Origin of the sequence: Actinoplanes sp. L3-i22 (assembly GCF_019704555.1) — a bacterium.
Lineage (GTDB): Bacteria > Actinomycetota > Actinomycetes > Mycobacteriales > Micromonosporaceae > Actinoplanes.
In genome coordinates this window covers 8,650,108-8,674,649 of the sequence record NZ_AP024745.1, presented here as the reverse complement: position 1 = coordinate 8,674,649, position 24,542 = coordinate 8,650,108, and the positions used below count along the sequence as shown (strand labels likewise).

General features: G+C 73.4%; 14 protein-coding genes. 5 read left to right on the top strand and 9 right to left on the bottom strand.

The window, feature by feature from the left end:
* Positions 1-54: 54 nt before the first annotated feature.
* The 5 genes from L3i22_RS38905 to L3i22_RS38885 all read right to left on the bottom strand — a co-directional run bounded on the left by L3i22_RS38905 (position 55) and on the right by L3i22_RS38885 (position 9,863).
* Positions 55-1,734, bottom strand: a complete 1,680-nt coding sequence (locus L3i22_RS38905) for a bifunctional diguanylate cyclase/phosphodiesterase (RefSeq protein WP_221322460.1) — start codon at positions 1,732-1,734, stop codon at positions 55-57.
* A complete protein-coding gene (locus L3i22_RS38900; RefSeq protein WP_221322459.1) occupies positions 1,731-2,891 on the bottom strand; it encodes a PAS domain-containing protein in 1,161 nt (386 codons plus the stop codon). Before L3i22_RS38900 ends, L3i22_RS38905 begins: the two co-directional genes overlap by 4 nt.
* Positions 2,892-2,928: 37 nt before the next feature.
* Positions 2,929-4,317, bottom strand: a complete 1,389-nt coding sequence (locus L3i22_RS38895) for a glycoside hydrolase family 43 protein (RefSeq protein WP_221322458.1) — start codon at positions 4,315-4,317, stop codon at positions 2,929-2,931.
* A gap of 11 nt (positions 4,318-4,328) precedes the next feature.
* A complete protein-coding gene (locus L3i22_RS38890; protein ID WP_221322457.1) occupies positions 4,329-6,791 on the bottom strand; it encodes an alpha-L-arabinofuranosidase C-terminal domain-containing protein in 2,463 nt (820 codons plus the stop codon).
* 261 nt (positions 6,792-7,052) lie between these two features.
* Positions 7,053-9,863 (bottom strand): BTAD domain-containing putative transcriptional regulator, encoded by a 2,811-nt coding sequence (locus L3i22_RS38885; RefSeq protein WP_221322456.1) that lies wholly within the window; start codon positions 9,861-9,863, stop codon positions 7,053-7,055.
* A gap of 475 nt (positions 9,864-10,338) precedes the next feature.
* Between L3i22_RS38885 and L3i22_RS38880 the strand changes: the two genes are divergently transcribed.
* Complete coding sequence (locus L3i22_RS38880) at positions 10,339-12,024, top strand: hypothetical protein (protein WP_221322455.1); 1,686 nt, start codon at positions 10,339-10,341, stop codon at positions 12,022-12,024.
* 179 nt (positions 12,025-12,203) lie between these two features.
* Here the strand turns inward: L3i22_RS38880 and L3i22_RS38875 are convergent, their stop codons facing one another.
* Complete coding sequence (locus L3i22_RS38875) at positions 12,204-12,956, bottom strand: AfsR/SARP family transcriptional regulator (protein ID WP_221322454.1); 753 nt, start codon at positions 12,954-12,956, stop codon at positions 12,204-12,206.
* Positions 12,953-13,648, bottom strand: a complete 696-nt coding sequence (locus L3i22_RS38870; protein WP_221322453.1) for a hemerythrin domain-containing protein — start codon at positions 13,646-13,648, stop codon at positions 12,953-12,955. The genes L3i22_RS38875 and L3i22_RS38870 overlap by 4 nt, the downstream gene beginning before the upstream one ends.
* A gap of 270 nt (positions 13,649-13,918) precedes the next feature.
* Between L3i22_RS38870 and L3i22_RS38865 the strand changes: the two genes are divergently transcribed.
* The gene (locus tag L3i22_RS38865) at positions 13,919-14,857 is read left to right on the top strand and encodes a phosphoglycerate dehydrogenase (protein WP_221322452.1); all 939 of its coding nucleotides are present in this window, start codon (positions 13,919-13,921) and stop codon (positions 14,855-14,857) included.
* 114 nt (positions 14,858-14,971) lie between these two features.
* Positions 14,972-16,042, top strand: a complete 1,071-nt coding sequence (locus L3i22_RS38860) for a sensor histidine kinase KdpD (RefSeq protein WP_221322451.1) — start codon at positions 14,972-14,974, stop codon at positions 16,040-16,042.
* Here L3i22_RS38860 and L3i22_RS38855 read toward each other — a convergent pair.
* Together L3i22_RS38855 and L3i22_RS38850 are read right to left on the bottom strand one after the other, a co-directional pair.
* Complete coding sequence (locus tag L3i22_RS38855; protein ID WP_255657504.1) at positions 16,011-16,808, bottom strand: enoyl-CoA hydratase/isomerase family protein; 798 nt, start codon at positions 16,806-16,808, stop codon at positions 16,011-16,013. The two genes, L3i22_RS38860 and L3i22_RS38855, sit on opposite strands and share 32 nt — an antisense overlap.
* Before the next feature lie 91 nt (positions 16,809-16,899).
* On the bottom strand, positions 16,900-17,475 hold the full coding sequence (locus L3i22_RS38850) for a helix-turn-helix domain-containing protein (protein ID WP_221322450.1): 576 nt from the start codon (positions 17,473-17,475) through the stop codon (positions 16,900-16,902).
* Between the two features lie 74 nt (positions 17,476-17,549).
* Here L3i22_RS38850 and L3i22_RS38845 point away from each other — a divergent pair, with 74 nt between their 5' ends.
* Both L3i22_RS38845 and L3i22_RS38840 read left to right on the top strand, forming a co-directional pair.
* Complete coding sequence (locus tag L3i22_RS38845; RefSeq protein WP_221322449.1) at positions 17,550-19,112, top strand: bifunctional NAD(P)/FAD-dependent oxidoreductase/class I SAM-dependent methyltransferase; 1,563 nt, start codon at positions 17,550-17,552, stop codon at positions 19,110-19,112.
* Positions 19,113-19,190: 78 nt separating this feature from the next.
* Positions 19,191-24,443, top strand: coding sequence for a DUF3320 domain-containing protein (locus tag L3i22_RS38840; RefSeq protein ID WP_221322448.1), 5,253 nt, complete (start codon positions 19,191-19,193; stop codon positions 24,441-24,443).
* Positions 24,444-24,542: the final 99 nt, after the last annotated feature.

Below are 24,542 nucleotides of genomic sequence, written 5' to 3'. Positions count from 1 at the left end.
CCGCCGCGGGACCGGGTGGGGGCGGGCGCGGGCAATACGCCGTACCGTGGGCAATTAGACGGCCGTGAGCAGCGGCGGAGCTGACGCCAGCGGGATCGCCTCGGGTGGGGTGGGCCGGTTGAGGTGGTAGCCCTGCAGCAGGTCGACGCCGGCCCGGGCCAGGTCGGCCGCGGTCGGCTCGTCCTCGACGCCCTCGGCGACGACCTTCATGCCGAGCGACTTCGCGATCGCGATCACCGAGTCGATGATCGTGGCGTGGGCCGGGGACTCGTGCATCTGGACGACGAACGAGCGGTCGATCTTCAGCTCGTCGATCGGCAGGCGGGGGAGCAGGCCCAGCGACGTGTAGCCGGTGCCGAAGTCGTCGATCGCCACCCGGACACCGCGCAGCCGCAGCTCGGCGAGCTGGGCCGCGACCTCGTCCGGGCGGGTCAGGACCGCGGTCTCGGTGATCTCGACGGTGAGCAGCTCGGCGGGCACCTGTTCCAGCCCCAGCATGGTCAGGATCGTCGGGATCGCGCGGGCCTGGGCCAGGTAGGACGCCGGCAGGTTGACCGAGACCGGCACGTGGTGCCCGGCCCGCCGCCAGACCGCGGCCTGGTGCAGCGCCTCGGCCAGCACCCAGTCGGTGAGCTCCAGGATGACGTCGGAGCGTTCCGCGTCGGGGAGGAAGACGCCGGGCGGCAGCAGTCCGCGCTGCGGGTGCTGCCAGCGGACCAGCGCCTCGACGCCGTTCATCTCGCGGGTGACCGCGTCGTGCAGCGGCTGGTAGTGCAGGCGCAGGTGGCCGCTCTTCAGGCCGGTCCGCAGCTCGGTGAGCTGGCGCAGGTCGACCCGCTGGGTGGTGTCCAGGCCGGGCGTCCACTCGACCACGCCGGTGCGTTCCTGCTTGGCGCGGCGCATCGCGGCGGCCGCGCGGCGCTGCAGCACCGCGAAGTCGTGGTGGTCGGCCGGGGTGATGCCGATGCTGACCTCGACGCCGATCGGCAGCCCGTCGATCTGGTGCGGGCCGCGGATGCCGGCCGCGAGCTGCCGGCCCATGCTCTGCGGGGTGTGCCCGCCGGGCAGCTCGGAGAGCAGCACCAGGAACTGGTCGCCGTCGAGCCGGGCGGCCAGGTTGCCGGCGCCGTGGGCGGCGGTGAGCGCGACCGCGACCCGGTGCAGCAGCGCGTCCGCGCCGTGGTGGCCGAGCACGTCGTTGGCGTCCTGGAACTGGTCCAGACCCAGGTGCAGCACGGCGATCAGGTTCCCGGACTCCAGCCGGCGCCGGCCCTCGGCGGCGATCAGGCCGCGGTTGGGCAGGCCGGTGAGCTGGTCGGTGCGGGACAGCTTGGCGTACCGGCCGGCCATCGCGGCCAGCAGGTCCATGATCGGGGCGATCCCGCAGCGGCCGTCCGGCCACCGGACCAGGACCGGCTCCTCGCGTGCGGCGCCCGGCCGGGCCAGGGCCGCCTCGGCGGCCACGTCGATGTCGGTGTCGGCGGGCAGGATCAGGGAGGCGGCCAGGGAAAGATCGGCGACGGTACGGCGTACCCCGACCGGCGCGGTCGCGATCGTGTCCAGGCGGGCCGGGGTGAGGAGCACGGGACCGGTCGCGGTCACCACGATCACGCCCGGGGTGTGCCCGCCCCGGCGCAGCGCCGCCTCGACGTCGTGGACCGGGGTGTCGAGCGGCAGCGGCGCCGTCGGCACGGCGAGCTCGCCCAGCTTGCGGGGCAGACGGGGCGCGCTCACAGGTTCCCGCCGTGGGTCCGGTCGAGCAGGATCCCGTCCCACACGGTCGCCCCGTCCGGCCCGCGGTGCGGGCGGGCCATGCCGTGCAGCAGGCGCCGGCCCCCGTCCCGGCGGATGATCGTGCCCTGCCATTCCCACGGTTCCAGGGTCTCCGCGGAGTGCCGGACCGAGGCGAGGTAGGCGTCCCGCTCGTCCTCGGCGATCCGGTCCACGATCTCCCCGGCGGCCGAGGTGACCTCGGACGGCTCCACACCGTAGATGTCCCGGCAGGCGTCCGAGACGAAGGTGAACCGGGCGCCCTCGGCGTCGACCCGGAACTGGTAGAGCATCCCGGGCGCGTTGTTGACGGTGCTGCGGAAGCGTTCCTCGCCGGCGGCCAGGGCGGCCTCGGTGCGCCGCCGGGCGGTGTCGTCGATCGCGATCGTGCACACGCCGTAGACCGAGCCGTCCGGGTCGGCCAGCGGGACGCGGGTGACCACGTACTCCCGGATCTCGTCGCCGAACGGCAACAGCTCCAGGACGGTCTTGGCGTCGCCGGTCTCGGTGACCTCGACGTCGTGGGCGCGGCTGCCGGCGGCGACCGCGGCCGGCATCACGTCCTCCTCGCCGCGGCCGGCCATGTCGGCGGCGCTGACCTGGAAGACCCGCTCGTACTCGCCGTTGACGAACAGGTAGCGCCCGTCCAGGTCCTTGGCCGAGATGACCGCGGTGGTGTGCTGCAGGATCGCGTTGATCAGCTGGTTGCTGCGCTGCAACTCCTGCTTGGCCTGATGCATGTCGGTCTGGTCGGAGATGAACGCGCAGAAGCCCTCGGGCCCGATCGAGTCGAGGGTCATCGAGATGTTCAGCTCGGCGCCGTCGCGGTGCACGGCCGGCACCTCGAAGCGGTGGCCCATGTCCGGCCCGTCCCCGATCGCGACCCGGCGCGCGAACCCGGCGTTGTGCCCGGAGCGCAGCGAAGCCGGGACGATGGTGTCCGCCAGCGAGCGGCCGAGCACCTCGGCGCGCGGCCAGCCGAACAGCCGTTCCGCGGCCGGATTCCAGTCCCGGATCAGGCCGGTCCGGTCGACCTGCACGTACGCCAGCGAACTCGCGTCGACGGCCCGGGAACGGCCGTCGGCCACCGGCTGCTCGCTGATCTCAGGGGCGGTGAACACCCCCGCATCATCGGGCCGCCGGTGGCCGATCTGAGCCTTAGCTCTGCCGGAACACCGTACCGGTCGTGCCGGTCGTCACCACGCCGGCGGAAACCCGCAGGTAGACGGCCGGGTCGGCGACGGTACGGATGGTCACGCCACCCCGGGCCGGGACCCGGCGGACCGGCGTGCCGGTGGCGTCCAGCGTCACCGAGGTGCCGTCGATCCGGACGAACAGCGCCGGCTTGTCGACGGACTGGATCAGCCCGTCGCCGGTGAACCGGAACTGGGTCGCGCCCAGGTCACGCGGCGCCGGGGCGACCTGGACGGCGGTCCCCGCGTGGTGCACGAACGTGTCGCCGCCGGGCGAGAGCCGGACGATCGGCCCGCCGTCCCCGACCGGCACGCCGAACAGCGGCGTCCCGTCCGGGTGCCAGTAGAGCTTCTGCACCCGGGTGTGCCGGTTCGGGTCGTACAGCGGGTCGCCGGTGATCTGCTTGTAGTCGCGGGCGTGGTAGACCAGCACGTCGGTCACCCCGTCCTCGGCCACCGTGAACGAGTTGTGCCCGGGACCCCAGCGCCTGGTGTCGTCGTTGCTGACGAAGATCGGGTCCGGGCTCTTCACCCAGCTGGCCCGGTCCAGCAGGTCGGCGTGGGCGTCCGCGGTGAGCAGGCCCATGCAGTAGTTCGCGTCGGTCGCGCTGGCCGAGTAGGTCAGGAACACCCGCCCGTTCCGGATGATGACCGCCGGTCCCTCGTTCACCCGGTAGCCCTGGATCTCCCAGCTCTTGGTGGGCGTGGTGAGCCGGGTCGGCTTGCTCTTCAGCGTCCACGGGTTGGCCAGTTCGGCGATGTAGACGCTGGAGTTCGCCACGATCTCCGGCTCGCTCTGCGCCCACAGCAGGTACTGCTTCCCGCGGTGGCTGAACACCGTGGCGTCCAGCGCGAAGCTGTCCCACTCCAGGGCGATCTCGCCCTTGACGGTCCAGCCGGCCGGATCCATCGGATCGTCGAGAGCTGATTCGAGGACGAACGGGCGGATGTGCCAGATGTCGTTCGCGTCGCTGTTGGTGAAGTAGACGTACCACTTGCCGCCGATCCGGTGGATCTCCGGCGCCCAGACGAAACCGCCCATCTTCCCGCTCGACGGCCGGGTCCAGATGGTCGTCTCGGCGGCGTCGGTGAGTCCGGCGATCGTGTCCGACGACCGCAAGATGATCTTGTCGTAGGCGGGGACCGACCCGGTGAAGTAGTACTTCCCGTCGTACCGCCGGCTGATGAACGGGTCGGCCCGCTGGCTGATCAGCGGCTGGGTGGTCGGGACGCCGTAGATCTCGGCGTCGCTGCGCACCGGGTCGGCGTGCGGGGCGCCCTCGGCGCCGGCGGGCAGGACGACGGCGAGCGTGCCGAGGGCGGCGCTGCCGGTCAGTAGGGTCCGACGATTCATGATCGGGCTCCTCATCGGGTCCGGATGCGCAGGAAGGTGATCGAGTTCGCCGGGAACTCGCGGGTGAAGCTCGCCGAGACGCCCTTGATCGTGCTGGTCACCGGCAGGATCGGCTCGGCCGTCCGGGTGTTCTGCTCGCCCGGGTCACCGGCCAGGACGGTCATCTTGGCCGTGCCCGCGACCTTGCGGCCACCGAGGTCGATCTTCGTGACCGCGGCGGTGTCCTTGGCGTTGACCACCTTGACGATCAGCTCGCCGGTCTTCGCGTCGGTCGTCACGACCTGGGCGAACGGCTCGGTCACCGCGTTGTCGTCGAAGCTGCCCCACTCGGCGCCGTCCAGGTACAGGGTGACCTTGGTGCCGCGGACGGAGACCTTCAGGTCGTACGTCTGACCGGTGTTGATCGTGTTGGGTTTGGTCAGGATCTGCTCCTTGGCGGAGGTGATCCCCTTCTCGACCGCACCCTGGGTGTTGTTCCAGCCGCCCAGGTTCCACCAGTAGAAGTTGCCGGTGTCCTGGATGCCGAACGCGACCAGGAAGCCCTCGGCGCCGGCCTGCTTGGTCGCCTTGAGCGTGTAGTCGTAGTCGGTGTCGGTGATCGTCGCCGCCTTGACCATGGTGTCCTCGGTGTCCGTGGTCGTCTGGGCGTACCCGCCGTTGCTCACCGTCCAGTTGCCGCGCGGCTGCACCGCGGTCCAGCCGTCGGCGTTCCCGTCGTTGAAGTCGTCGGCGAAGATCGTCGTGCCGTCCGGCCGGGTCACCTTGACGTCGTCGTAGGTGGCCGCGGTCCGCCAGGTGGACAGGCCGATCGCGCCGGTGATCGGTTTCGGCAGCACCACGCCGCCGCCGCTGACCGTGCTCGGCACGACCCGGTCGCCGACGTTGTTCATGAACAGCTTCTGCGTCTGGTAGCTGGTCGAACCCCACGACTCGTCGTTGTCGAACCAGATCATGTCCGGCTTCCACTGGACGTTGTCGATGTTGGCGAGCAGCGGTGCGTAGGACGCCATCTTCACCACGTCGGCGTTGCGCTCCAGGCCGGTCATGTAGGCGGCCTCGGCCAGCGAGTTGGCGAACTTGGCGTCCAGCGAGGCATATTCGCCGAGGAAGACCTTCGGACCATTTCTGTCGTACGCGTCGTACCGCGCGTTGTTCTGCAGGAACCAGGACGGGCTGTTGTAGTAGTGCTCGTCCACCAGGTCCGTGCCGTTGGCCTTGTTCTTGGCCCAGAGGTTGTCGAACGTGGCGCCCTGGTCGTCCGGGCCGGAGTTGCTGACCACCGTGAAGTCCGGGTACTTCGCCTTGATCGCGGCCTCGAACTTGAGGAAGTTCGCCCAGTACTGCTCGGGCAGGTTTTCCTCGTTGCCGACCGCGACCGTGGTCAGCCCGAACGGCTTGGGGTGGCCCATCTGCGCGCGCACCTTGCCCCAGGTCGAGGTGACCGGCCCGTTCGCGAACTCGATCAGGTCGAGCGCGTCCTGGACGTGCCGCTGCAGCAGCGCGTCGTCCACCGTGGCCCGGTTCTGCCCACAGCCGGTGACCAGCGCGGGCAGCACCGGCAGCGGCATCGCGCCGATGTCCTCGGCGAACTGGAAGTACTCGTAGTAGCCCAGGCCGTAGGACTGGTTGTAGCCCCAGAAGTTCTTGTTCGTCGCGCGGGTCTCGACCGGCCCGACGGTGTCCTTCCACTGGTACGCCCGGGCGCGCGGGTAGTTGTTCGCCGCGTCGTAGGAGTACATGCTGCCGGTGTTGACCAGGCAGCCGCCGGGGAAGCGGACGAAGCCCGGCTTCAACGCGGCGATCTTCTCGGCCAGGTCGTCGCGCAGGCCGTTCTTCCGGCCCTGGTAGGTGTCGCGGGGGAACAGCGAGACCTCGTCGATCTTCACCGGGGTGCTGCTGGCTACGCTCAGCCGGCCCTTGTCGGTGGTGGTGGTCGCTTTGAGGACGCCGGTGTACTTCTTCCAGGCGTCACCGGTGGCGGCGATCGTGAGTGGCGCGGCGCCGGTCAGCGTTATTGTGACCGCGGCGTCTCCGCGGGCCCAGATTGAGAAATCGTAAATGTCGCCTTTTTTCGTGGCGATGCCGCTGTTGTAGCCGGCGTTGGTGACGCTGCCGTTCAGCGCCAGGTAGTTGCGGTTGCGGTCGTTGAGCCGCTGGTCGTCGTTCACCACGGTGGCGCTGCCGGTGGCGGTCCAGGCGGTCAGGCCGGTGTAGCCGGTCGCGTCGGTCGCGTTGAACTCGAACGAGCGGTTGCGGACCAGCTCGGCGTAGAGCCCGCCGTCGGCCGCGTAGTTGATGTCCTCGAAGAAGACGCCGTACTGCTGCTTGGACAGCGCGGCGCCGTCCGCTCTCGGGCTGACCTTGATCGTGTAGTCCGGCTCGACCGCGGCGGCCGAGACCGGCGGCGCGACCGCCAGCGGCAGGGTGACCAGGACGACGGCGAGGCCGGCCAGGCGCTTTGTGGATCGGGGCATGCGGAGTCCTCCGGTGCGGGGTGGAGACGCAACGTGGAAGTGTCGGGGATGTTTCGCGTTGGGGCGGTAGGCAATGTGTACGCAAACATCGATGGCGCTGTCAAGAGGTTGGCTTCGATGTCCTGGCTGCTGAAACTCAAGCTCTGGCGCATCTTCCGACGTCTTGTTAACGTTCACTACCGTGGCCCGGGTGAAGTTCTCATAGGACAGTTTCCTGTCAAAAGACAAAGACCATTTCGCCGTACGGCGTATTGACGGGCGTCACGCCCCGAGAAGTGCCTGCAAACGCGTCAGGTCCGGGTACCGCGCGGTCTCCAGCAGACCCAGCGCCTCGGCCCGCGCCCGCTCGGCGGCCGCGTCGTCGCCCGCCTCCCGGTGCAGCAGGTAGAGGCCGATCAACGGCTCGATGCGCTGATTGCCGACCGTCGTCCCGTACAGGTCGAGCGCCTTCTCGAACGCCGCGACCGCCGCCGGGATGTCCCCGGCCGCCTGGTGCAGCCGCCCCAGATGCATCGACGAGCTGGCCGCGCCCATCGAGTTGTGCCACCGCAGATGGATCTCGACGCTCTCGGCGAACAGCGCGAACGCCGTCGCCCGCCCACCCGGCTGATAGAAGTGCCACCAGCCGATCGGGTGCAGCGCGGCGGCCTCCTCCAGCCGCGCCGACTCGTGCGCGACCCGGCGGTAGTTCTCCAGCGCCTCCCGGCCGTACGGATACGCCGCCTCGGCCTGCTCCCGGGTCGGCGCCTCGTGCATGCCGAGGATCGCCACCGCCTTGCCGAGCAGCCCGTGCGCCAGCCGCAGCGGATCGTCCATCGCCCGGCCCACCGCGATCGCCCGGTCCAGGTAGGGGCCGGCCGCGTCGTACCGGTTCAGCCACAGGTGACCGCGGCCGGTCACGTACGTCAGGAACCCGGTCCACCACCGGTCCCCGGTCCGCTCGGCCACCTCCAGCGCCCACTCGATCAGCGTGAACGAGTCCTCCACCTGGAACCGGATGTCCTGCTGGTACGGCAGCACCGTCCAGGCCAGCCACGGCAGGTAGTGCTCCAGGGCCGGGGTGCGGCAGTGCTCGGCGAGCGCCATCACGTTCTCGTACTCGCGGTCCATCCAGACCAGCGCCGGTTCGCGCCCGGTGAACTCGACCGGCACGATCCCCGGCGTCATCTCCCCGGTCCGATCCGGGCGGGGGTACGACATGTACGCCCGCGCGGCGTTGCGCGCCGAGTAGAGATGATGCTCGACCAGCCGGGCCAGCACCCGCTCCCGGACCGCCGGGGAGTCCTGGAGGCCGGCCTGCTCGACCGCGTACCCCCGGACCAGGTCGTGATAGGCGAACCGGCCGGGCCGCCGCTCGTTCAGCAGATGCGCGTCGCACAGCTCGTGCAGCAGCGCCCGGGAGCCGCCCACGTTCACCGCCGCGGCCAGCGTGACATCCGGCCCCGGATGCAGCGCCAGATGCCGGAACAGCTCCGCCGCCGGCGTCGGCAGCTGCCGGTACGACCAGGAGAAGACCGCCCGCAGGTACGCGTCCAGCCCGCCCTCCTCGGCCAGCTCCTCGGCGACCGTGGCCAGGGTGAACCCGGGCCGGCCGGCGATCCGCGCGCAGACCACGGCCAGCGCCAGCGGCAGCCCGCCGCAGTGCGCCACGATCGCGTCCCGCGCCGCCGGCTCCGCGTCGGTCAGCTCCGCGCCCAGCCGGTTCGCCAGATAGGCGCGCGCCTCCTCGTCCTGGAAGCCGTCCAGGTGCACGGCCGGGGCGCCGTCCGAGACGAGCAGCGCGCCCAGCCGGTTGCGGCTGGTCACCACGACCGCGCAGCCGGCCGCGCCGGGCAGCAACGGCCGCACCTGGCCGGCGTCCCGGGCGTTGTCCAGGATCAGCAGCATCCGGCGGCCGGCCAGGACACTGCGGAACAACGCGGTGCGGTCCGCGACCCCGGGCGGGATCCGGTGGTCCGGCACGCCCAGCGCCCCGAGGAAGCCGAGCAGCACGTCACCGGGCGCGGCCGGGGCGTCCTCCGGGCCGTATCCGCGCAGGTCGGCGTAGAGCTGACCGTCCGGGAACCGGTCCGCGACCTGATGCGCCCAGCGGACCGCGAGCGTCGTCTTCCCCACCCCGCCGACCCCGCTGATCACGACCAGCGGGGCGCCGTCCGGGGCATCCGCGTGCCGGGCCAGCTCGGCCAGCTCCGGCTCCCGGGCCGCGAACGTCGCCGGGGAACGCGGGAGCTGCGCCGGTCGTACCGGGAACGGATCTTGATCTTCCGCGGGCAGGCCGAACCGCAACTCGGTCGCCAGCCGCTCGTGGCACTGCTCCAGAATCGCCCGCTCCAGCCCGGCCAGCGCCGGCTCCGGCTCCAGACCCAGCTCCTCGGCCAGATGCCGCCGGTGCCGGCGCAGCACGTCGAGCGCCTCCGCGGACCGCTCCGCCGCCCACAGCGCCACCGCCCACAACCGCCAGGCCTGCCCGCGCAGCGGCTCCGACTCGGCCAGCGCCCGGGCCGCCGGCACCGCCTCGCCCAGCCGGCCCAGCACCAGCAGGCACACCACGATCCGCTGCTCCAGCACCACCCGCGCCTCGGCCAGCCGGGCCACCGCCGCCCGCGCCCACGGCTCGTCGGTGAACTGCTCGAACGGCGTGCCCCGCCAGATCGCGCCGGCCGTCCGCAACAGGGTCAGGGCGGACTCGGCGCCGGCCCGGGACAGGCCCTGCGGGCGCAGGTCCTGGACCCGCTGCAGGATCCCCTCGACCCGCCAGGCGTCCACCGACTCCGGGTCCAGCCGCAGCGCGTAGCCGGCGCCCTCACTGACCAGGACCCGGGCTTCGGCTCGCGGTGGGCGGTCCGGTTCCAGGAGGCGGCGCAGGCGGGAGACGTACGCCTGCAGCGACGCCAGCGGGCGTGGGGGTGGGGTGTCGCCCCAGAGCTGGTCGACGATCCGGTCCACCGGGACGACCTGGCCGCCGGCCGCGACCAGCATGGCCAGGACCGCCTGCTGCTGGTAGCCGCCCAGCGGGACGGGGGTGCCGTCGACGTCCGCCTCGACCGGCCCGAGCACCCGAATCTCGATCATGCCCGCCGGTCTTCCGTGCGGCCGCGCCGGTCCTCGGCCGGGCGGCTCCCGCTCCTGGTCGGGCGGGTGGTGGCCGGCAGGCCGGTTTTGGACATGTGGGAGCCCTGCCGGACCGGGGTTCGCGAGCAGGGCATCGATCGATCACTCCACGTAATCGGTGTGGGGTCGCGCCCGGGGCACCGGGGATCGGCCGGCGGGCGCTGGGGCGGGGTTCCGGAACTTGACGCAGGGTTACCGCGCGCAAGTTCGTTGCCGGGATCTTAAGGGCAGACCCGAGTCGTTCTCGTTTCGTGGGCGGCTGTCGTCGGCAACGCGACAGACATCCGTTTCCGGTGTTTTGCGACCGTCAATCGCCTGTCGACGGTGCTGCCCGTTAATCGGTAGGGCAAACGCGGCACCTTGCGCCGGACTGTCGCCGAGTTGCGGCAGTTCGTCGACAGCAGAACAGGGAGTGACGGAAACAGTGGGATGGACGATGGCACTGGCCGCGGTGGCGGCCGGCGCGTGGGGCTGTTCGGACTTCCTGGCCGGCTGGTGCGCACGGCGCTTCCCGGTACGGACCGTGCTCGTCGGCTCCAAGGTCACCGGCCTGGTCCTGGGCCTGCTGGTCCTGCTGGCCGTCGGCTTCACCGCGGACCGCCGACTGCTGCTGATCACCGCGGTGGCCGGCGTCCTGGGACTCCCGGCGATGGGGCTGCTCTATCTGGCGATGCGCGACGGCTCGCTGGCCGTGGTCGCCCCGGTGGCGGCCGGCGCCGCCCTGGTCCCGGTCGCCTGGGGCCTGACCCACGGGGAACACCTCGGCCCGGGCGGCGCGGTCGGCGCACTCGCCGCCCTGGCCGGCATCACCCTCGCCAGTTGGCCGGTCACCCCCGCCGACCCCGCCCCAACCCCACACCACCCGGCCCCGCTACCCGCGCCGTCTCCCCACCCGCTGGCCGCACCGCCTCTCCACACGTTGCCTGCGCCGTCTCTCCATGCGTTGCCTGCGCCGTCTCCCCACACGTTGCCTGCGCCGTCTCTCCATGCGTTGCCTGCGCCGTCCCTCCGCGCGCTGCCCGCTGGACCCCTCCGGTCGCCGGCAGCGGCGCGCCTTGCCTTGCCGTCCCGGTTGTCCCTCCGCGCGCTGCCCGCTGGACCCCTCCGCTCACCGGCGGCGGCGCGTCTCGGCTTGCTGCCCGCGGAGTCTCACGGTTTGTCGCGCGCGGAGTCTCGCGGCTCGCTGCCCGGAGCGTCCGCCCACGTGATGTCCGCCGGGTCCCTCCGATCGCCGGCGGCGGCGCGTCTCGGCTCGCCGCGCGCCGAGTCTCGCGGCTGGCTGCCCGGAGCATCCGCCCGGGTGCTGTCCGTCGTTTCTCCCCGCCCGGCCGGCGCGGCTCGTCTGCCGGTGCCGTCGGTCCTGCGCTCCGCCTCGCTCTCCGTGGCCCGGAAGGGAATGCCCTCCGCTCCTGTGGTCCGGCAGGGGCCGCCCTCGGCTTCCGTGGTCCGGCTGGGCCCGCCCTCGGCTTCCGTGGTCAGACAGGGCCCGCCCTCGGCTTCCGTGGTCAGACAGGGCCCACCCTCCACGGGGGTGCCCCCTCAGGCCATTGTGGTCGAGTCCGGGGTCGGGGCGCGGGAGGCCTGTGGACAACCCGCTGGTGTGGACAAGCGGCGGCGGGGCTCGGCGGTGTGGTACGCGAGCGGGGCGGCGATGGGCTTCGGGACGTACTTCGTGCTGCTTCATGAGGCGTCGGTCGAGGACCCGTATGTCGCTACGGCCTATTGCCGGGTGTTCGGTGGGCTGGCGGCTCTCGTGCTCGCGTTCTTCTGGCGGCCGTCCGGGCCGTCGCGCTGGGCGGAGCCGCTCGGTGGGCGGCTGCGGAGGTGGGGGCCGCGGGGCTGGGGGCTGCGGAGTTGGGGGCTGCGGAGGTGGGGGCCGCGGAGCTGGGGACTGCCCGCGGTGAGCATCCCGATCGCGGTGGGTGCGCTGGAGAGCGTGGCGGACGGGGCCTTCGCGCTGGCGGCGTCCGTCGGGGCGCTCGGGGCCGCGGCGGTGCTCGCCTCGCTGTACCCCGCGGTCACCGTCCTCCTGAACACCTCGGTGCTGCGCGAACGCCTCCCCGCCGTCCACCTCTGTGGCGTCCTGAGCGCCCTGCTCGGCGTAGCCTGCCTCGCCGCCTGATCCCACACCCGCCGCCGCGAGTCCGTCCGCAGTGCCTACGCCCGTGGATCAGCCGCGCGGAATAGCGGACCGGCGCGGCCGTGCGGAAACAAGCGCACGCGGCCGCGATCGCTGCGCGGAAAGAACGGTGCGGGAGAGAAGGCCGGCACCCGATGGGGGCCGGCCTTCTGGAAGGCGAATTAGGCGCGGGCGGTGGCGCCGAGCAGGATTCGCTGGTGGAGGTGGCGTAGCTCGGGTGTCGGGTCCACGCCGAGTTCGTCGGCGAGCATGCGGTGTACCTGGCGGTAGTGCGCGAGGGCGTCCGCCGTCCGCCCGCTCCGGTACAGCGCGGTCATCAGCAGCGCGTGGCACTGTTCGCGCAGTGGTTCCTCCGCGACCATCGCGCGGAGTTCCGCGATCGCCTCGGCGTAGCCGCCCAGTTCGACCGTCACGGCGGCCAGGTCCACCGCCGCGCCCTGGCAGAGCTCCAGGAGCCGGGCGCGCTGGCCCTCGACGTAGCCGCCGGCCGCTCCGGCCAGCGGGGTGCCGCGGTGCAGCGCCACCGCCGCTCGCAGCGCGGCCGCCGCCTCCGCGTGTTCTCCCCGGCGCAGCGCCTCGGTGGCCGCCGCCGTGTACTCGTGGAACAGCTGCACGTCGATCGAGCCGGCCGGCGCGGACAGCACGTAGCCGCCGCCGATCCAACCTATCCGGACCCCGTGCTGGAAGCAGAGCAGGCGACGCAGCCGGGACAGGTACGTGCGGACCGTGGCGACCGCCGACGTCGGCGGGTCCACCGGCCAGATCGCGTCGACCAGCTCGTCGACGGTGGTCAGCAGGCCCTCGCGGAGCAGCAGCACGGTCAGCGCGGTGCGCTGTTGCGGCGAGCCGAGCGGAATCTCGTTGCCGTTGCGCCAGGCCCGCACCGGCCCCAGCAGGGCAAACGTGACCGTCACGGGGTACCGCCCTGGACCCGGCCGGCGGGAGCGGCGGCCTCGTCGCCGCGGATCGCGGCGCGCCAACTGCGGTACTGCCGCTGCCCGACCAGCTTCCACGCGATCCGCCCCGGCAGCGGCACCTTCTTCAGGAACTCGGCCCTCTCGACCGGGGTGGCGTCCTCGAGGATCGCGCCGAGCGCCAGGAAGATCCGGTTCTTCGGCATGCCCTCCAGCCCGTTCTTACCGACCCGCTCCCACTCGGCGAGCGTGAGGTGCTCCTCGACGAGCGGCATGACCAGGCCCTCCTCATCGGCGAGGTGCTGCTGGAGGATCCGCTCGTGGGCCGCGAGGGCGGCGACCAGCTCGTCCCGGTCCGTCTCCTCGGCGGCGGCCTCCCACTGCGGCAGCAGGTACTGGATCTCGGTGAGCGTCCCGTCGAGCGCCTCGTGCTGCTTCTCCATCCGGGTGACCAGGTCGTCGTGGACCTGGGCGCGGGCGTGCAGCAGTGGCCAGATCAGCTCGTCCTCGCCGCTGTGGTGGTGGTGCAGCCCGCCGATGTACTCGCGGACGACGCCGGCCAACTGCCGTGCCCGGGCGACGTCGCCGCTCCGGACCGCGCCGACGTACTGCCGCAACTGGGCCGCTTCGCGCCGGAACACCCGATGGATCATGATCATTTCCTGGGTGTACGGCGTGCTCGTGCCGGGCAAGAGGGTGCTCCTTGATGAGACCGGTCAATACTGAGCGGACAGTCTCCGGGAGCGCACTTGCGTGCCACTTGCATCCCACGTCACGGCGGGTGCACAAAAGCGACGGGCGGGTGCCCGGCGGCCGCCCGCCGCCGGGCACCGGATCAGCACGGACACACCCCTGATAGGGCAGTGGCATGTCCGGCCCGCCCGCGCACCGATCCGTGCCGCCCATGCTGGGGGAGCCCGGTAGACGACGGATAGACGCCGCGACTGGCAAAATCGCCGATCATGAAGGTGCTGCTGCCCGACTCCGTGGAACTCGACGTCACCCTGCCGCCCGGCGTCACCGGTGTGGTCTACGCGACCGCCGAGCCGATCCCCGACGACCACCTCGACGCCGAGGTGCTGGTGGTCTGGGGCAATCCGCCCGGTCAGCTGGCCGACGCCGCCCGCCGGCTCGATCGGCTGCGCTGGGTGCAGACCCTGGCGGCCGGCCCGGACGCGGTGCTGCAGGCCGGCTTCGGCCCGGACGTCACGGTCACCGCCGGGCTCGGGCTGCACGACCGGACCGTCGCCGAGCACACCCTGGCGCTGGTGCTGGCCGCCGCCCGCCGGCTGAACCTGCTGGTCCGGGCCCAGATCGGCCATCGCTGGGCGGGCGAGCTGGGCGGCCTGCAACCGGTCCGGGAAAAGCATTCCTTCCGTACGCTGCGGGACGCGCACGTGGTGATCTGGGGGTTCGGCGGGATCGCGGCGACCCTGGCCCCGCTGCTGGCCGCGCTCGGCGCCCGGGTCACCGGGGTGGCCCGCAGCGCGGGGGAGCGGCACGGTTTCCCGGTGGTGACCGAAACGGATCTGGACCGGCTGCTGCCGACCGCGGACGTGCTGATCTCGATCCTTCCGGCGACGGCTGACACCGTACGCACATTGCACGGTCCTGTTTTTGATCTCCTGCCGTCGCACGCCTGGGTGGTGAACGTCGGCCGGGGCAGCACGCTCGACGAGAAAGACCTGATCAGTGCGGTGCGCGCGGGCCGGATCGCCGGCGCGGCCCTGGACGTCTTCGAGACCGAGCCGCTGCCGGTGGACTCCGGGCTGTGGGACGAGCCGAACGTGATCATCAGCCCGCACGCGGCCGGTGGCCGGCCGCTCGGCGCCGCGACGCTGATCGAGGAAAACGTCGCCGCGTTCGTGAACGACCGCCCCCTGCGGAACCGGGTCGCCTAACTTGACCGTGTAGAACACGTCGGACCATTTCGCCTGCTGGGGAGCGGACCGCGGGCCGCCGCCCGGCAGTCGTCGGCGCTGCTGGCGCTCGCCGGTCTGCTCGCGCTGCTCGGCATGCTGAACACGCCGGACCGGGCACACCGGCTGCTCCTGGTCGCGGCCTGCGACCTGGTGCTGGCGCTGGCCGCCCTGCTGATCCGCTGGCGGCCGGAGTGGCCGAACGCCCCGGCGCTGCTCGGGCTGCCCAGTTTCGCCGTGCTCGGCCTCTCCACCTGGTCGTTCGGCGGGGTGTCGACCGGCACCGGCCCGTTCCTGGTGCTGATGTTCGCCTGGGCCGGGCTGCACTTTCCGCGCTGGGTGCTGATCGGCTACGTCCTGCCGGGCACCGTCGCGTACCTGGTTCCGCTGATCGTGACCGGTCAGCCGGAGATCGTCATCGGCAGCGCGTTCATCCTGATGCCGATCGCCCTCGCGGTCGCCCTGCTGATCGAGGCGCAGGCCCGTCACCTGCGGGAGGACCGGGAGCGGCTGGCCCGGATCGAGCAGTGGCGGGCCGCGCTGATGAACACCCTGGCGCACGACGTCCGCAGCCCGCTGAGCGGGATCCGGATCGTCCTGGACGAGCTGCGCGAGGACGCCACCGGGATGCCGGCGACGATGCTGGACATGGCGCTGCGGCAGACCGCGCGGATCAACCGGCTCGCCGACGCGCTCCTCGACGTGCAGCGGATCGACAGCTCCGGGCACCTGAGGCTGGACCGGCAGGAGCACTCCGCGCTCGAGCTCATCGAGGACGCGCTGAGCTATCTGCGGCCGGACGAGGAGATCGAGGTGGAGGTGGATCCGGCCCTGCGGATCTGCGTCGACAAGCAGCGCTTCGAGCAGATCCTGCTGAACCTGGTCACCAACGCCCTCCGGTACGGCCGTCCGCCGGTCGTGATCCGGATCGGTCGCGACGGCGACACCGACCGGCTGGAGGTCCGGGATCACGGGCCGGGCGTCCCGGAGAGCCTGCGCGCCACCCTGTTCGGTCAGTTCGCGGTCGGCGGCCCGGAGGGTGTCGGGCTCGGCCTGTGGATCGTCCGGCAGCTGGCCCGGGCGCACGGCGGGGAGGCGGTGGCCGAGCCCCGCGACCCCGGCGTCGCCATGGTCGTCACGTTCCCGGCCGGTCCGGGGAACCCGTGAAGTCCACGGAACCGGTGAAGTTCGGAGCGCGCCGGGCCAGGCTGGCCGCGATGCCCTCGGCGGCGTCCGGCGTCGCCCAGTGGATCTTCTGCTCGGCCAGCTCGTGCTCCAGCGCCGCCCGGACCCGCCCGGCCAGATCGCCGCGCAGCGTGGCCCGCATCGACCGGACCGCGAGCGGCGCCGAGGCGGCGATCTCCAGCGCGAGCGCCCGCGCGGTTTCCCGCACCCGGCCCGGCTCGGCGAGGCGGTCGGCCAGCCCGATCCGGTAGGCCTCCTCGCCGCCCACCCGCCGCGCGGTCAGCAGCAGGTCGGTCGCCTTCTGCCGCCCGATCAGCTCGGGCAGCGTCACGCTCAGCCCGAAGCCCTGGTGGAACCCCAGCCGCGCGAAGTTCGCCACGAACCGGGTGCCGGCCTCGGCGACCCGGAAGTCCGCCGCGCAGGCCAGCCCGAGCCCGCCGCCGACCGCGGTGCCCTGCACCGCCGCGACGATCGGCGTCCGCACGTCGAAGAGCCGCACCGCGCGCCGGTACAGCCGCGCCGCCGCGTCCACGTGATCCGCGGCGAAGTCCCCGCCGCCGAAGTCCGCGCCCGCGCAGAAGTGCCTGCCCTCCGAGGCCAGCAGGATGACCCGGCACGCCGGATCCGCGTCCAGCTCCAGCGCGGCGTCGACGATCCCGCCGATCAGCGCCTCGTCGAAGTGGTTCGCCGGCGGTCGCCGCATCTCCAGCAGCGCCACGCCCTCGTCCACCGTCACAGAAAGATCCACGAGCCCAGACCCTAAACCAGCTTTCGGTACGGCGTGAGCCGGTGCCCGGGGGCTGGTGCGGGACCGGGCTGACGCCGTACCAAAGAAGGGGTCAGGTCTGGATCTTGGGTCTGGCCCGGACGTGGACGCGCTCGCCCTGCGGGCCGAACAGGCTGAGGATCTCGGCGGGCTCCGGGCCGGGGTTCAGGATCAGGTGCGGCTGCCGGGTGTCGAACTCGGCCGCCTCGCCCGGCAGGAGCACGATGTCGTGCGCGCCGAGCAGCAACCGGACCCGGCCGCTGAGCACGTAGAGCCACTCGTACCCCTCGTGGGTCTGCTGTTCGAGATCGCACTCCGCGGCCGTCGGCGGGATGATCTGCTTGAACGCCTGGACCCCGCCGGGCCGCCGGGTCAGCGGGATGTAGGTGTGCCCGTTGCGCTCGATCGGCCGCTGCCGGACCCGCGGGTCACCGGTCTCCGGCGCGTCGACCAGCTCGTCGAGGGTCACCTGGTAGGCCTCGGCGAGCGGCAGCAGCAGCTCCAGGGTCGGCTTGCGGTCGCCGGACTCCAGCCGGGAGAGCGTGCTGACCGAGATGCCGGTGGTCGCGGCGAGCTGGGTCAGCGTGATGTCACGTTTCTGCCGGAGCGTCCGCAGCCGGGGGCCGACCGAGGCCAGATCCTTTGCCATAACAGCAAACTTACTTGCTGTTCCCGGGTGCGGCGAGCGACGGTGGCTGCAGCGGCGAAAAAAGGAGAAAGACCATGGAGCAGACGTACGACGTGGTGGTCATCGGCGGCGGCGCGGCCGGCCTGAGCGGGGCCGTGACCCTGGCCCGGTCCCGTCGCTCGGTCCTGGTGATCGACCGGGGCGACCCGCGCAACGCCCCGGCCGGCCACGTGCACAACCTGCTCGGCCGGGAGGGCGTCCCGCCCGCCGAGCTGTACAAAGCGGGCCGGGCCGAGCTCGCCGAGTACGGCGGTGAGGTCCGCGAGGGCACCGCCGAGCGGGCCGAGCGCACCGCGGACGGCTTCCTGGTCACCCTGGCCGACGGGGCGCGGGTGCTCGGGCGCCGGCTGCTGGTCACCACCGGCCTGGTCGACGAGCTGCCGGCGATCCCGGGGCTGGCGCGGCGGTGGGGCGCCGACGTGGCGCACTGCCCGTACTGCCACGGCTGGGAGCTGCGCGGCAAGCGGATCGGCGTGCTGGCCGCCGGGCCGCTGAGCCTGCACCAGGCGCAGCTCTGGCGGCAGCTCAGCGACGACGTGGTCTACCTGCTGAACGGCACCCCGGAGCCGGATCCCGAGCAGGCCGAGCTGCTGGCCGCCCGCCGGATCCCGGTCGTCCGGGAGCCGGTCGAGGCGGTGGAGATCGACGACGACCGGATCACCGGCGTGCGGCTGGCCGGCGGCCGGGTGATCGGCCTGGAAGCGGTCGCGGTCGGCCCGCGGTTCGTGGCCCGCTCGGCGCTCCTGGAGTCGCTGGGCCTGGAGCCGGTCCCGATGGAGATGAACGGGCACGAGGTCGGCCTGCGGATCGCGGCCGAGGAGACCGGGGCGACCGCGGTGCCCGGCGTCTGGGTGGCCGGCAACGTCACCAACCTGGGCGCGACCGTGGCGGTCGCCGCCGCGGCCGGGCAGACCGCCGGCGCGATGATCAACATGGACCTGATCGCCGGGGAGAGCCGGGACGCGGTCACCGAGTACCGCCGCCAGCAGGCGACCATCTTCGAGGCGGACGCCTGGGAGGAACGCTACCGGGCCAAGCCGGCGATCTGGAGCGGTCGGCCGAACGCGCAGCTGGTCGCCGAGGCCGCCGGGCTGCCGGCCGGGCGGGCCCTGGACGTCGGCTGCGGCGAGGGCGCCGACGCGCTCTGGCTGGCCGAGCGGGGCTGGACGGTCACCGGCGTGGACATCGCCGCGGAGGCGCTGAGCCGGGCGGCCGGGCACGCCGCGGCCGCCGGGCTCGCCGACCGGATCACGTTCACCCGGGCCGACCTGCGCTCGGAGCCGCCCGCCGAGCGGTCGTACGACCTGGTGTCGGCGCACTTCATGCACCTTCCGGGGGCGGCGCGGCGGGAGCTCTACGCCCGGCTGGCCGCGGCGGTCACCGCCGGCGGCACGCTGCTGATCGCCGGCCACCACCCGGACGACCTGGCCACCGCCGCGCGCCCGATGCACTTCCCGGACATGATGTTCACCGCCGAGGAGCTGGCGGCCGGCCTGGACCCGGCCGAGTGGGACGTGCTGACCACGGAGAAGCGCCCGCGTCCGGGCCAGGACGGGGTCATCCACGACGCGGTGCTGGTGGCCCGCCGCAAGAAATAACGGCTCAACCCGGACCGGCAGAGGTGTGATTCGGACGAATTGCCAGCAAGGTATCGGTTGCCTTGCTGCAATGGGCACATGCGGCCGGATGATGCAGACGGACAGATCGGGCCGGGCGACGACGCCCGCGCGGCTCTCGCCGCCTGGCGCGACGGGATCACCGACCCGAGCGCCGCAGACCGGCTGATCGACCTGCCGCGGGCCGGGACCGATCTGGTCGAGATCACCGGACCCGGCCCGGGCACCGTCCTGGACCGCCTGCGGCAGGGCCGGGACTGGGCGTTCGAGGGCGGGACCGGCGGCGGATCGGCCGGCGGGGACGTGCTGCGGACCGAACTGCCCGCCGCCACCCTGCAGACCCTGCTGCGGCACCTGCGCCGGCACGCCCACCAGGAGAGCCTGGACCACGGCGAGGACGTCCTGCACCTGGCCACCGGCCTGCTGCACTGGCAGGACGGGACCGGCGCGGCACACGCCGCCCCGGTCCTGCTCACCCCGGTCGACCTGGTCGCGCTCGGCCCGGGCGAGGTGCCCCGGCTGCGCGCCGCCACCGGCGACCCGGTGCTCAACCCGGCGCTGGCCCGGCGGCTGCGCGCGCAGGGCGTCGAGCTGACCGGCGACCTCGGGCAGCTGCGCTCGCGAATCGCGAGCAAGTCCGGCTGGCGGCTCGCCGACGCGGTCGTGCTGGCCCGCTTCGACCTGGCCGCCGAGGCGATCCGGCAGGACCTGACCGAGAACGAGGCGGACATCCTGCGGCACCCGGTGGTCCGGGCGCTGGCGACCGAGGACGGCAGTCTCGGCTTCGAGCCGCGCGCCGCCGACGAGGACGTGCCGCTGCTCCTGGACGCCGACGCCGACCAGCGGGTGTGCATCACCGCCGCGCTGGACGGGCACAGCTTCGTGATCGACGGCCCGCCCGGGACCGGCAAGTCGCAGACCGTGGCGAACATGATCGGCGCGCTCACCCACGCCGGGAAGCGGGTCCTGTTCGTCTCCGAGACCGCGTCGGCGCTCGACGTGGTCCAGCACCGGCTGGCCGCCGCCGGGCTCGGCAACTACCTGCTCGACCTGCACGGGCAGCGGGCCGGCCGGCGCCAGGTGGCGTCCGCGCTGGCCGCCGCGCTGGAGGCGGTGCCGCTGCCGTCGCCCGGGATGGACGAGCTGGACCGGCAGACGCTGCGGGACCGGCGGGAGCGGCTGAGCGCGTACGCGGCGAGCGTCAACGAGCCCCGCGAACCGCTCGGCCACAGCCTGCACGAGGTGCTCGGCCGGTACGCACTGCTCGACGGCGAGCTGGCCGCCCCGGCCGCCGCCCTGCAGCCCCTCGCCCTGACCGAGGACGCCCTGGACCGGGTCCGCGCCGCCGCCGAGCGCCTGCGGGGCGCGTGGCGGCCGGCCACCGAGCGCAGCGGATTCCGCTGGCGCGAGGTGATGGCGAAGGCGCCGCTCGACGCCGCGCTGGAGGAGGCGCAGCTCGCGCTGGACGCGCTGACCGACGCCACCGACGCGTTCGGGCCGCTCGCCGCCGCCTTCCACGTCCGGCTCCCGGTCGACGCCGCGGACCTGGCCGGCCTGGCCGCGCACGCCGCGTCCCGCCCGGCCGCGGCCGCCGACCACTGGCTCACCGCGCCCACCCTGCGCCCGGTCCGCGAGGCCGCCGAGACGCTCGCCCGGCTGATCGAGGAGATCCGCCGGGCCGAGGAGCAGGCCCGGGCCCGGACCGGGCTGGCCGCCGCCGCCCTCGCCGAGCAGGACGTCGCCGAGCTGCCGGCGCCGCCCGAGCTGGACCCGCCCGCGGTCGAGCTGCCGCCGCTGACCGCGGCCGCGGCGAAGGCCCTGGCCGGCCGGTTCGCCGCGGACGCCGACGAGCTGGAGATCCAGCAGAAGAGCCTGGACCGGATCACCGGCCGGCTCGGCCTGCCGGACGTGGTCACCTTCTCCGACGTCGAGCTGGTCACCGTGATCGCCGAGCTCGGCGCCCGCCCGGACAAGCCGGAGTCGGCCTGGTTCGGGCCCGGCGCGCAGGCCGGCGTGCACGCCGCGGCCGGCGCGCTGCGGCGGCACGTCGAGGCGGTCGCCGCGGCCCGCGCCCAGGCCCGCGAGTACTTCACCGAGGCGGTCCTGCACGAGCCGGTCGAGGATCTCGCCGAGCGGTTCGCCACCGTGCACCGCGGCATGCGCAAGCTCCTGGCCGGGCACCGCTGGGACAAGGAGACCGTGGTCGCGCTCGCCGAGCCCGGCGTCACCGCCGACGAGGCGGTCGCCAACCTGCCGCTCGCGGTCGCCTGGCGGCGCGCCAACGAGGGCCTGATCGCGGCGGAACGGCAGAACGCGGCCATGCTGGGCCGCTACTGGCGGCGGCTGGACACCGACTTCCTGGCGATCGGCCGGGCCCTGGAGACGGTCGGCGAGGCGCTGCGGGTGACGCCGCCGGAGGCGCTCGCCGCGGTGATCGCGTACGTCTGCAACCGCGCCGGCGACGGCGAGCTGCTGCGCGTGGTGAACGAGGCCCGCGACGTGTTCCGGCACTGGCGGACCACGCTGCACCCGGCGCCCGAGGCGGCCGCCCGGCCGGAGCTCGGGCTCGGCCCGGTGGTCGCCGCGGTCGAGTGGCTGCGCGCCCAGGTCGGGCCGCTGCGGGCGGCGTCCGCCGCGGTCGGCCAGCTCGACGCGGTCGCCAAACGGGAACTGGACGTGGCGTCGGCGGCGGAGATCGCCGCGGTGCGCAAACAGGTGGTCGCGTCGGCCCGGGCGCTGGCCGAGGCCGCGCCGGGGCTGCAGGCCGCGCTCGGCGACATGTACCGCGGGCGGGACACCGATCTGCGGGCGATCGGCCAGGCGCTGGACTGGGCGGCCGGGGCCCGTACCCTGCGGACCGGGGCGGACGCGGCGCTCACCGGGGACCAGGCCGCGGCGCTGCGAGCCACCCGGAACCCGGACCTGAGCACGCTGATCGAACTGTGGCAGGAGGCCCGGCAGCGGATCATCGACGCGTTCGGCCCGGCCCGGCAGGTCCGGCTCGGCACCACCCTGGACCGCTACGAGACGGCCCGGGACCTGCTGCGCGACCTGCGCGACGACGAGTCCGGCCAGCGCGAGTGGTTCGACTACCTGGCGGCCCGCGAGGTGCTCGCCGAGCACGGCCTGGACACCGCCGTCGACTACTGCGCCGACCACGGCATCGAGGTCGGGCGGCTCGGCCGGGTGATCGAGCGGACCGTCTACCGGGCCTGGGCGGACGCGGTCATCGCCGAGGACGAGCGGCTCGAACCGCTCGCCTCGATCGAGCGCAACGAGTTGGTCGAGGAGTTCCGCCGGCTCGACGCCGACCTGATGCAGGACGCGGCCGGCACGATCATCGAGGCGCTGAACGCGCGGCGGCCGGCGGTCACCGCCGACGGCGCGCCCGCGCTGATCCGGGCCGAGGGGCTCAAGACCGACGGCCACCTCCCGGTCCGCGAGCTTCTCGACCGTACGTGGGACGCCACCGCCGCCCTCAAACCGTGTTTCGTGATGCCGCCGGCCGCGGTCAGCCGCTACCTGCCGGCCGGTGAGCGCTTCGACGTGGTGATCATCGACGAGGCGTCCCGGATGACGCCGGCCGCCGCGGTGGCCTGCGCCCACCGCGGGAAGTCGCTCGTGGTGATCGGCGACGACGCCCAGCTCGCCCCGGCCGGCGGCGGCCCGTCGGTGCTGGTGGCCGCGAACGACTGCGCCGCGTTCACCCGGCTCGCGCTGACCCGGCACTACCGCAGCCGGCACGAGTCGCTGATCGGCTTCGCCAACCACACGTTCTACCAGGACCGCCTGGTCACGTTCCCGAGCGCGCACCCGGCCGGGCCGGACCTCGGCCTGCGGCTGCTGCCGCCGGTCGACGCGCCGGTCGAGGCCGCGCTGGTCGCCGAGCGGGTCGCGCACCACTTCAGCACCCGGCCGACGCTGTCGCTCGGCGTGGTCACGCTGACCACCGGCCAGGCCGACGCGGTCGCCGACGCGGTGGAGACCGTGCTCGGCGCCCGGCCCGACCTGGAACGGTTCCTCGGCGACGACCCGCTGACCGGCTTCTTCGTCAAGCCCGCCGACGCGGCGCAGGGCGACGAGCGGGACGTGATCATCCTGTCCACCGGAGCGGACCTCGCCGCGGCGGGCGGCCCGGCCGGCGCCCGGCGCCTGGACGTCGCGATCACCCGGGCCCGCCAGCGCGTCGAGGTGGTCACCTCGATCGCCGAGGCGCGGCGCGAGGAACCGGCCGACGAGGGGGAGCGGCGGCTGGCCGCGTACCTCGACTCCGCCGGGCTGCCGGGCGAGGAGAGCGCGCTGTCGCCGATGGCCGAGTCGGTCGCCGAGGTGGTCGAGAAGTGGGGCTACGCGGTCACCCGCCAGGTCGGCGCGGGGCGGAGCCGGATCGAGATCGGGATCCGGCACGCCGAGCCGGTCGGCGGCGCCTACGCCCTGGGCATCCAGTGCGACGGCCCCGGATACGCCGCGTTCCCGCTGGCCCGGGACCGGGACCGGCTGCACGAGCAGGTCCTGCACGGCCTCGGCTGGCACCTGCACCGGGTCTGGAGCGTCGCCTGGTTCCGGGACCGGGCCGAGGAGGAGGGCCGGCTGCGCGCCGCGATCGAGAACGCGCTCGCGGTCCCGGACGTCTTCGCCGAGCCCGACGTCGACCTGGTCACCCGGCCCGCGCAGCCGCCCGAGTGGGCGCTGCCCTACCAGCACGCGGTGCTCGAACCGCTGCCGGCGGCGGCCCGGGTCAACGACGCGGTGGTGCGGGCGCTGCTGATCCGTACCGTCGAAAGAATTGCCGAGGTCGAAGGCCCGGTGCACATCGCCGTGGTGGTGCGCCGGATCCGCGAGGCCTGGGCGATCAGCCGGGTCACCCAGCCGATCCGCCAGGCCATCGAATCGGCTGTCGCCGATTCAAGTGCGACCTTCGACGGTACGTTCGTGACCGCCGCCGACGCGCCGATCCCGGCCGTGCGGGTCCCGGGCGACGAGGTGTCCCGCAAGCCGGAGCAGGTCGCCGAGTCCGAGCTGCAGCTGGCCCTGGAGTACCTGGTGCTGGACGCCGGCCTGGTGGAGAGCGACGACCTGCTCGCCGCGGCGGCCCGGCTGTTCGGGTGGAGCTCGAACAAGGCGGGGTCGGCGCGGCTCGCCGCGATGCTGGACGACCTGGTCGCCGGGGGGCGGCTGATCGCCCACCGGAACGGCCTGATCGCCGCGCCGGCGGACGACCTGCTCGACCTGCCCGACCCGGCCACCCTGCCGCGCCGCGACGACACGCCCTCGGTCAGCCTCGAAACCCCGGAGACGGTCACCCACCGCTGACCGCTCGCGCTCACCGGCCGGCGCTCGTGGTCGTGTTCCGGGCTTCGGGCGACCGTGCGTGCCGGCCGGGGCGGGAGGCGCGGCTGGGCGTGGGGTGCC

Bases quoted from the DNA above. Each gene is read 5' to 3' on its own strand.
- L3i22_RS38885 (WP_221322456.1), bottom strand. From the start codon at position 9,863: ATGATCGAGATTCGGGTGCTCGGGCCGGTCGAGGCGGACGTCGACGGC.
- L3i22_RS38895 (WP_221322458.1), bottom strand. From the start codon at position 4,317: ATGAATCGTCGGACCCTACTGACCGGCAGCGCCGCCCTCGGCACGCTC.
- L3i22_RS38890 (WP_221322457.1), bottom strand. From the start codon at position 6,791: ATGCCCCGATCCACAAAGCGCCTGGCCGGCCTCGCCGTCGTCCTGGTC.
- L3i22_RS38865 (WP_221322452.1), top strand. From the start codon at position 13,919: ATGAAGGTGCTGCTGCCCGACTCCGTGGAACTCGACGTCACCCTGCCG.
- L3i22_RS38850 (WP_221322450.1), bottom strand. From the start codon at position 17,475: ATGGCAAAGGATCTGGCCTCGGTCGGCCCCCGGCTGCGGACGCTCCGG.
- L3i22_RS38845 (WP_221322449.1), top strand. From the start codon at position 17,550: ATGGAGCAGACGTACGACGTGGTGGTCATCGGCGGCGGCGCGGCCGGC.
- L3i22_RS38840 (WP_221322448.1), top strand. From the start codon at position 19,191: ATGCGGCCGGATGATGCAGACGGACAGATCGGGCCGGGCGACGACGCC.
- L3i22_RS38880 (WP_221322455.1), top strand. From the start codon at position 10,339: ATGGCACTGGCCGCGGTGGCGGCCGGCGCGTGGGGCTGTTCGGACTTC.
- L3i22_RS38860 (WP_221322451.1), top strand. From the start codon at position 14,972: ATGCTGAACACGCCGGACCGGGCACACCGGCTGCTCCTGGTCGCGGCC.